Genomic DNA, 8,771 nt, shown 5'->3' on the forward strand with positions numbered 1-8,771 from the left:
GAAGTTCCAGGCCGGGCGCCCTTTCGGCTGTCCCGAGGTGCCTAGGCAGTGTCCGGCGGATCATGTGACCGTCGGATTGCCGGCTCGTTGTTCCCGGCAAGGGGCGGGGTGACCTGACGAATGCCGAGTGGGTCCGGTTGGAGCCGTACTCGCCGGCGTCGGGACAGCGTGGCGGACGGTGGAACGATCACCGCAAGGTGATCAACGGGATCCTGTTCCGGGTCCGAACGGGCATGCCGTGGCGGGACCTTCCCGAGCGGTTCGGCAGCTGGAAGACCGTCTGTGAACGGCACCGGCGCTGGTCGGCGGACGGCACGTGGGACCGGATCCTGCGTGCCGTCCAGGCCGACGCCGCCCATGACTCGCCGGACGGAATCTAGGCGGTCTTGGTGGCGTTGCCGAGGATCTTGGTCGGGGTGATGCGGACGACCACTCGAACCTCTTCCGGCGGGGCTTCCAGGTACTCCTTGCCGCCGCCCGGGCCGAGGTATTCCTCGGCGATGCGGACGGCCACCGCACGGTCGGCGTCCTCGGTAACGGTGGCCGTGCCGCGGATCTCGACGTACAGGTAGGGGTTGGCGAGGTCGAAGACGGTCAGGCCGACGCGTGGGTCGCGGAGTATGTTCCGTTCCTTGCGCCGGCCCTGTTCGGTGGAGATCAGCAGCTCGCCGCCGTCACGGCTCACCCAGACCACCGAACTCTGCGGGCTGCCATCAGGGTTGAGGGTGGACAAGACGGCCGGGTGCGGTACGTCAAGCAGGCTGCGCACGGTGTCGTTCATCTCAATGGGCATGTCGGGGAGGCTAATCGGGCTCTCTGGTGCGGCGCACCGGAATACATTCCCGCCGTGCCGGATCGCCCAGGTGGGGCCCTCAGGCCACCCTGCCCGCGCCCAGACCGGTGACCCGAGCGCGAGCCAGTCACGTGATCCGCCGGACACCGCCTGGGCACCGAACTCCACGACGCCTTCGTCTCCCTCGCCTGCAGCCTCATCTGCCGGCGGCGCCTCACGAAACACAACTCATGATCGTGTTACGAGCTCATAGGGCATTCACCTGCAGAGACGCCGTGATGAAGTGTGTTGTGGTGGAACTTCGTCGCCCGCACCGACGAGGAGATCCGCCAGGCGAGGGAGGACTGGATGACCGGCTCCCGCTTCGGTGACGTCAAGGGCTGCGACGGCGACCGCCTGGACGCCCCGGAGGCCCCGGCGGCACACCTGAAGGCCCGGGGCCGGGTGCGCTGACCTCCGAGGATTGCAGGCAGCGGCCTGGTCGACGGAGCGGTGATCGTCTACGGCCGCGTCGACCCGACCATCTCCACCCTGGCCGGCCTCGCCGCCTGTGAACCCCCGTCCGGATGTCCGGACGGGGGCGCCGTTTCGTTCACATCGCCGGGGCCGTGCGGGCGAGGGCGTCGCGGGCCGCCTCCTCGGCGAGGGCGCGGTCCTCCGGGACGAGGCCGATGCGGGTGCGGCGGTCGAGGAGGTCGGAGGTGTCGAGGGCGCCTTCGTGGCGGACGGCCCACACCAGTTCGGCGCCCGTGACGGGGTGGCCGGGGACGACGGGCTCGGCGAGGGCGGGGTCCGCGAGGCCGAGGGCGTGGACGGCGGGGGCTTCGGAGCCGTAGCGCTGTACGAGGCGGGGCGGGACGTCGAGACCGGCGAGGGTCTGCGGGCGGGCGGCGCCGACGAGGGGGACGGACGCGGTGCGGCACGGACCGGCGGTCAGGCCGCGGGCGGCCACGGCGGCGTCGACGGCGTCCTGGGCCATGCGGCGGTAGGTGGTCAGCTTGCCGCCGACGACGGTGACGATGCCGTCGGGCGAGGTGAGCACGGCGTGCTTGCGCGAGATGTCGGCGGTGCGGCCCTCCGAGTCCCGGGTGTCGAGCAGGGGGCGCAGCCCGGCGAAGGCCCCGACCACGTCGGAGCGGTGGACGGTGACGTCGAGGGCGGAGCCGAGGACGTCGAGGAGGAAGCCGATGTCGGTCTCGGGGACCTCCGGCACGTCGGGGACGTCGCCGTCGACGGGTTCGTCGGTGAGGCCGACGTACACGCGTCCGTCGCCCTGGGGCAGGACGAGGACGAAGCGGTTCGTCTCGCCGGGGATCGGGATGTGCAGTCCGGCGGAGAGCCGGCCGAGGGTTTCGGAACGCAGGACGAGGTGGGTGCCGCGGGAGGGCCGGAGGCGTACGTCGTCGATGAGGCCGCCGGCCCAGACGCCGGCCGCGTTGATGACGGTGCGGGCGCGGACGCGCAGCTCCTGGCCGGTGGTCTCGTCACGGACCAGCGCGCCGTCGCGGTGGAGTTCCAGGGCCCGGGTACGGGTGAGGACGCGGGCGCCGTGGGCGGCGGCGGTGCGGGCGATCGCGGTGACCAGGCGCGCGTCGTCGGAGAGCTTGCCGTCCCAGGAGAGGAGGCCGCCGCGGAGCCCGACGGGGCGCAGGGCCGGGGCGAGGTGGCGGGTCTCGACGGCGGACAGCGTGCGCGGCTGGGGCAGCGTGCGGCGCGAGGTGCGGGCGCCGACGCGCAGCAGGTCGCCGGCGAGGAATCCGGCGCGGGCGAGGGCGGCCTGGCCGCGGCTGACGAGCGGCGTGAGGGGCAGTACGAAGGGCTGGGCGCGGACGAGGTGGGGGGCGGTGCGTTCCATGAGGATGCCGCGCTCGACGGCGCTCTCGTGGGCGACGTCGAGCTGCCCGGACGCGAGGTAGCGCAGTCCGCCGTGGATCAGCTTGGAGCTCCAGCGGGAGGTGCCGAACGCGAGGTCGTGGGCGTCGATCGCGGCGACGCTCAGTCCGCGGGTGGCGGCGTCGAGGGCGGCTCCGGCTCCGGTGGCGCCGAGCCCGACGACGAGTACGTCGACGATGTCGCCGTCGGCGAGCCGGTCCAGTTCGCGTCGGCGCCGCTCGGCGTCGAGGGAGGAGCCGGGAAGGGCGATGCCGCTCGTGGGGGTCATGGGGTGAGGGTCCTCTCCAGCAGGGTGCGCAGCTCGTCCAGGAAGGCGGCTTCGCTCAGTTCGGGATCGGTCTCGTCGGTCATGGTGCGCAGCGAGAGCGTGAAGGACTGGACGACGAGCAGCAGGGAACGGGCCTGCAGGTCCGGCCGGACGCGGCGTACGGAGCCGTCCTCGTGACCGTCCTCGAGTGCCGTGTGGAGCAGCCCGAGCAAGGCGTCCTGGCTGGCGCCCCGCCGGTCGAGGATGTACGGCAGCAGCAGCTCGGGGTCGACGTCGATGATCTTGTGGAACAGCGGGTGGGCCCGGAACGCCGCGGCTCCCGCGACGAGCCCTTCGACGATCCGTTCCCGCTGGGGCCGATCGTCCTCGTCGAGCGGCATGGCGTCGGCGGCGACGGCGATCCACTCACGGGTCATCAGGTCGCCGACGAGGCTGCGCACGTCGGGCCAGCGCCGGTAGATCGTCATCCGGGACACGCCGGCGCGCCGGGCGATGTCGGTGAGGGTGGTCCGCCGTACGCCGACGGCGAGCACGCAGTCGCGTGCGGCGTCGAGTACGGGATCCGCGTCTTCATGGTTGTGACGAATGGGCGTCATCTGTCACAGTGTAATGCCAGTGCGGGCCGAGCGGCAGCGCCGTCCGTGAAACAGACCGTGAGGAACCTCTCGAAGTGGACATGTTGTGGAGCGGCTGGGGAGACCCGGCCAAGGCGGCCCCCCTGCCCGAATCGGTGACCGGCCTGCTGCGTGACCTGCTCGGCGTCACGCCGCGCGAGAGCGGCCCGATTGTCGTCGCCGACATCGAAGTACCCGCCCCGGCACTGACCGATGAGGCGAGCGCCGCCCTGTGCGCCGCCGTCTCCGCACCGGACGGTGTACGGGACGACGCCGAGAGCCGCATCCGGCACACCCGCGGCAAGTCGACCCCCGACCTGCTGCGCATCCGCGCCGGCGAGGTCGACGACATCCCGGCCGCCGTCGTCCTCCCCGGCAGCCACGACGAGGTCCTCGCCGTCCTCGCGGCCTGCGTCGAACACGGCCTCTCCGCCGTCCCGTTCGGCGGTGGCACCTCCGTCGTCGGCGGCCTCGCGCCCACCACGAAGCGGCCCTTCGCCGCCCTGGACCTGCGGCGCCTCGACCAGCTGCTCGCCATCGACGAGGTGTCGCGCACCGCCGTCCTGCAGCCCGGTCTGCGCGGCCCGCAGGCGGAGGCGCTGCTCAACGAGCAGGGCTGGACGCTCGGCCACTTCCCGCAGTCCTTCGAATGGGCCTCCGTAGGCGGCTTCGCCGCCGCCCGTTCCAGCGGCCAGGCCTCGGCCGGCTACGGCCGCTTCGACGAGATGGTCCTCGGCCTGACGGTCGCCACCCCCGAAGGCACCCTGGAGACCGGCCGAGCCCCGCGCTCGGCGGCAGGACCCGACCTGCGTCAGCTGATCCTCGGCTCCGAGGGCGCCCTCGGAGTGATCACGGCGGTGACCGTGCGCATCCGCCCGCTGCCCCAGAAGCGGATCTACGAAGGCTGGCGCTTCGCCTCCTTCGAGGCGGGCACGGCGGCACTGCGCCGCCTCGCCCAGGACGGCCCGCGGCCCACGGTGCTGCGACTGTCGGACGAGTCCGAGACCTTCATCGGACTGGCGCAACCGGATGCCATCGGCGCCACCGAACTCCCGCAGAACCCCGGCTGCATGGCCATCGTCGGCTTCGAGGGCACCGAGGCCGACACGGCCGCCCGCCGCGCCGCCGCGCGTGAGGTCCTCCTCGCCTGCGACGGCGAGTTCATCGGCGAGGAGGCCGGCGACAAGTGGGAGCACGGCCGCTACAACGCGCCCTACCTGCGCGACGCGCTGCTCGACGCCGGCGCGTTCGCCGAGACGCTGGAGACGGCGGCCTTCTGGTCCGCGATCCCCGGCCTGTACGCGTCGGTACGTGACGCCCTGACCAGCACCCTCACCACGGCCGGTACCCCGCCGCTCGTCATGTGCCACATCTCGCACACGTACGAGAACGGCGCCTCGCTGTACTTCACCGTCGTCTCCGCGCAGGGCGAGGACGCCGTCGCGCACTGGGCGCCGGTGAAGCGGGCGGCGAACGACGCGATCCTGGCGGCGGGCGGCACCATCAGCCACCACCACGGCGTCGGCACCGACCACCGCGACTGGTACGCCCGCGAGATCGGCCCCCTCGGCATCCGCATGCTGCAGGCCGTCAAGGCCGAGGTCGACCCGTCCGGCGTGCTGAGCCCCGGGGTCCTGATCCCCGTCCGCTGAGTACCGCCCCCCGAACCCCTTCCTCCCGAACCTCTCCTTCTGCCGCCCGGAGGCCAGATCCATGCGACAGTTCACAGCCGTCGTCAACCCCACCGCAGGGGGTTCCAGCGGCACGGCGAGCCTGCTCCCGCTGGCCCGGCTGCTGCGGGAGGCGGGCGCGCGGCTCGACACCGTCTACAGCCGCAGCCTGGAACACGCACAGGAACTCGCCCGGGACGCCGGGGCGAAGGGGCACGTCGTGCTGGCCGTCGGCGGTGACGGCATGGCCGGCACCGTCGGCGGCGCGCTCAGCGGCACGGACACGGTCTTCGGCCTGGTCCCCGCGGGCCGCGGCAACGACTTCGCGCGCGCCCTGGGGCTTCCCACCGACGCCCCGGGCCTCGCCAAGGTGCTGCTCGACGGCGAACCGCGGGCCGTGGACACCATCGAGGTGGAGTCCGCCAAGCACGGGGGGACCTGCGTCCTCGGCAGCGTGTACGCGGGCGTCGACGCGGTGGCCAACCGCCACGCCAACGACTCCCGTCTGCTGCGCGGCGCGGCCTCCTACTACGCCGGCGGCCTCCGGGCGGTCCTCGCCTGGAAGCCCGCCGTGTACCGCATCACGATCGACGGGATCCGGCACGAGCGCACCGGCTACACCGTGGTCGCGGCCAACTCCGGCTTCTACGGATTCGGGAGGAAGGTCGCACCGGGCGCGCGGGTCGACGACGGCCTCCTGGACGTCGTGGTGATCAAGGAGGCGCCCAAGCGTCTCTTCTTCGCCATGATGAACGAACTGAAGACGGGCGCGCACGTGAACCGCCCTCAGATAGAGATCCTGCGCGGCAAGGAGGTCCGCATCGAGGCCGACCGCCCCCTGCCGTACGGCGCGGACGGCGAGGTCGACGCGACCCTGCCGGTGACCCTCAGGGTGAGGCCCGCGGCCCTCCGCGTGCTGGCCTGACCACGGACAGAACGCCGGTACGGAGCGGGACGGCGGTCGACCACGGAGCGCACACCCCGATCGCGCTCCGGCTCGGTCGTCCCCGCCGCTCGTGCGACCGGGCCTCGCCCTCATCGAGGTCCGTGGGTGTGCAGGAAGAGCACCGGGCCGCCGTCCAGTCGCCCGGCCGCGTCCAGGTCGAGCAGGGCCGCGAGCGCCTTGGCGGTGTAGGTGCGTTCCAGGGTCAGACCGGCCCGCGCCGATGCGCGGGCGAGGGCGCGGTCCCCGGCGGGGGTGGGGTGCGCGTAGCCGTCCCCCAGCCAGGCCGTCTCGGTGCGGATCGCGTCGGGGGCGGGCCCGGCGCAACTCGGAGCGGCACCCCGGGCCCTGAGCAGGGCCGCGGAGCGGCGGGCCAGCCCGAGGAGGGTGGCGGAGTCTAACCGCAGGGTGTCGTTGACCACGACACCGAGGACCCGGGTGCGCAGCCCGGCGAGCCGCAGTCCGAGGGCGAGACCCGCGGCGGTACCGCCGGATCCGACGGCGGTGACGAGCCACGTCGGCTCCGGCAGCTCCCCGGCCTCGACCTGCGCGCCCAGCTCCAGGGCGATCTCGACGGCGCCGAGCGTACCGAGCGGCGAGGAGCCGCCCGCCGGGAGGTAGTACGGCGGAGTGCGGCCGTGGGCGTGTCGGGCGAAGAGCCAGGGCGCGGCCAGGATCAGCCCCGTCTTGGTGTGCAGGAAGTGCAGCGTCGCACCGGAGGCCCGCAGCCGTTCCAGCTGGGCCCGCACGTGCTCGTCGACCGGGTGGTCGATCAGCCCCAGGGCCACCCCGATCCCCATCTCCCGCGCGTACCAGGCAGCGGCGAGGCCCCAGTTGGTGCCGAGGCCGCCGACCGTGAGGATGGTCCGCGCACCGCGCCGCCGGGCCTCCGGCAGCAGCCACTCCAACTTGCGGACCTTGTTGCCGCCCCAGCCGCCGTCGCCGTATCCGCTCTCGTCCTTCACCCACAGCTCGGAGCGCTCCCCGAGTCCGGGCAGCCGCCGAACCGGTGTGGGGCCCTTCCCCAGCCGGAGGAAGGGCAGCGAGTCGGCCAGTTCGGGACAGCGCCGGTGCAGCAGCGGAGGTGGCATGGAGGAGACGGTAGAGGACCGGGCCGCCGGCACGGGATCCCCGGACGCGCCCGGTGTCGAGAGGGACCGTTCACGGGGGACGATCGGGAACTCCGGCGCACCTGAAGGCGGGGCCGGGTGCGCTGACCCGGGCCACCGTCGATCGTCCCCGCGCGACGTCGAGCGGCCCCTCCTGGGGCAGGAGGGGCCGCTCCGGTGCGCGTGTTCGGGGAGCTGCTACCGCTTGTGCCCGTGCTTCACGTCCAGGCAGAGCGCCCAGACGTCGGAGTAGCTGCCCGGCGAGGGCGAACCGCCGCTGTGGGTGGCTGCCGTCCAGTGCGAGGGGTCGGCGCCCCCGTCGCCGACCGGGGTGCCGGCGGCGTCGCTCGGGAAGCTGCCGTTGAGGTGGGGGCCGCCCGAGGTCGCCTTGCCGAAGTCGGTCGTGGTCACGTTGCCGCCGCTGATCGCGGCGCCGCCACTGACCAGCCGCCCGTCCTCGCGGGAGCAGCCCGTCGTCGCCGTCTCCCCCGTGGAGGCCGTGTTCGGGCCGTCGACCTCGGTGAAGCGGACCGTCGTGGCGACGTGCTTGAGGTCGATGCCGTCCGTGCTGCAGATCGCGTACGCGTACGTCATGTTGTCGGCGCCGCGCCCGCCGCCGATCCCGCCGACCGCGGTCCAGGAGTCGGGATCGCGCTCGCCGTCACCCGCGGCGATCGAGCCGAAGTGGTGTGCGGCGTCGGCGAAGGTGGGGAAGCTCGCGATCGGCTTGAGACTGCCGACGTCCGCCGGGGTGGTGCGGGCGCCGCCGCCGATCAGGACGGTGCCGACCGGGCAGGTCGCCGTCACGAGCTTGGACGACAACCCCACGGACGGCCCTTGGGCCTTGTTCATCACGACCTGCGTGTGCCTGATCAGGTTGCTCCGCAGGCAGATCGCGTACGGGGTGGTGGAGAAGGCGCCGCTGCTGCGGCTCCCGCTTCCGCCGAACGCCATCCAGTGCGTGGCGTCGGTGCCGACGGTCCCGGGCACTTCGGTGTACTCGGTGGCGCCGTCGGCACTGGGCGCCATGCCCAGCACGTGGTTGCCGTTGGACATCTCGTCGCTGCCGATGGCCTGGTCGGCCCCTCCGCCGGAGACGAGGCCGTCGGTGCAGTCGGCGTGCGAGGAGACTCCGGTGAAGGGAGTCGCGGGGCCCATGGTGGCCCCGGGGGTGACGACGGTGACGTCGACGGCTTTGGCGTACGCGCCTCCTGGTACCGCGACGGTCAACAGAGCAGCCAGGATCAGGGCCTTGCCCGTGGCGGAGCCCCGCCGGATTCTCGTGCTCATCGGGTTCTCCCTCGTGTGTTCACGTGTACGGCCGGAGGGGCTGCCCGTCCCCCCGGTACGGGCAGCCCCTCGGCCTCCGAACGGCCCCGGATCCGCTACGGCTTTTGGAAGCCGGCGTCCTGGAGGATCTTCTGTCCTTCGGGTGAGGACAGCCAGGCGACGAACGCGGCGGCGGCCTGGGCGTTCTTGGA

At 73.0% G+C, this 8,771-nt stretch carries 8 protein-coding genes and 2 pseudogenes; 4 read left to right on the top strand and 6 right to left on the bottom strand.

All coding sequences use genetic code 11. From position 1 onward, the window contains the following. Positions 1-113: 113 nt before the first annotated feature. Positions 114-353: pseudogene (locus tag ACFCY7_RS38540) on the top strand (transposase); the annotation flags it as partial. A 23-nt stretch (positions 354-376) separates the two neighbouring features. On the opposite strand, the gene ACFCY7_RS38545 reads toward ACFCY7_RS38540, so the two are convergent. Then, positions 377-793 (bottom strand): PPOX class F420-dependent oxidoreductase, encoded by a 417-nt coding sequence (locus ACFCY7_RS38545; protein WP_328972093.1) that lies wholly within the window; start codon positions 791-793, stop codon positions 377-379. 294 nt (positions 794-1,087) lie between these two features. Between ACFCY7_RS38545 and ACFCY7_RS38550 the strand changes: the two are divergent. Continuing rightward, positions 1,088-1,246: pseudogene (locus tag ACFCY7_RS38550) on the top strand (pirin); the annotation flags it as partial. A gap of 139 nt (positions 1,247-1,385) precedes the next feature. On the opposite strand, the gene ACFCY7_RS38555 reads toward ACFCY7_RS38550, so the two are convergent. Next, the gene (locus ACFCY7_RS38555; RefSeq protein ID WP_376490747.1) at positions 1,386-2,954 is read right to left on the bottom strand and encodes a glycerol-3-phosphate dehydrogenase/oxidase; all 1,569 of its coding nucleotides are present in this window, start codon (positions 2,952-2,954) and stop codon (positions 1,386-1,388) included. Continuing rightward, a complete protein-coding gene (locus tag ACFCY7_RS38560; protein WP_376490748.1) occupies positions 2,951-3,550 on the bottom strand; it encodes a TetR/AcrR family transcriptional regulator in 600 nt (199 codons plus the stop codon). The genes ACFCY7_RS38555 and ACFCY7_RS38560 overlap by 4 nt, the downstream gene beginning before the upstream one ends. 74 nt (positions 3,551-3,624) lie before the next feature. Between ACFCY7_RS38560 and ACFCY7_RS38565 the strand changes: the two genes are divergently transcribed. Further along, positions 3,625-5,220, top strand: a complete 1,596-nt coding sequence (locus ACFCY7_RS38565) for an FAD-binding oxidoreductase (RefSeq protein ID WP_376490749.1) — start codon at positions 3,625-3,627, stop codon at positions 5,218-5,220. A 61-nt stretch (positions 5,221-5,281) separates the two neighbouring features. Then, positions 5,282-6,163, top strand: a complete 882-nt coding sequence (locus ACFCY7_RS38570) for a diacylglycerol/lipid kinase family protein (RefSeq protein ID WP_376490750.1) — start codon at positions 5,282-5,284, stop codon at positions 6,161-6,163. A 110-nt stretch (positions 6,164-6,273) separates the two neighbouring features. Here the strand turns inward: ACFCY7_RS38570 and ACFCY7_RS38575 are convergent, their stop codons facing one another. The 3 genes from ACFCY7_RS38575 to ACFCY7_RS38585 form a co-directional block, all read right to left on the bottom strand. Further along, a complete protein-coding gene (locus ACFCY7_RS38575; RefSeq protein WP_376490751.1) occupies positions 6,274-7,272 on the bottom strand; it encodes a 1-aminocyclopropane-1-carboxylate deaminase/D-cysteine desulfhydrase in 999 nt (332 codons plus the stop codon). Between the two features lie 216 nt (positions 7,273-7,488). After that, positions 7,489-8,580: a hypothetical protein gene (locus ACFCY7_RS38580; RefSeq protein WP_376490752.1), complete on the bottom strand. Its 1,092-nt coding sequence runs from the start codon at positions 8,578-8,580 to the stop codon at positions 7,489-7,491. Positions 8,581-8,675: 95 nt separating this feature from the next. Next, positions 8,676-8,771, bottom strand: a 96-nt coding sequence (locus tag ACFCY7_RS38585) for a substrate-binding domain-containing protein (protein WP_376490753.1), incomplete at its 5' end; no start/stop codon positions are given.

This window comes from Streptomyces sp. NPDC056361 (assembly GCF_042262805.1).
Lineage (GTDB): Bacteria > Actinomycetota > Actinomycetes > Streptomycetales > Streptomycetaceae > Streptomyces.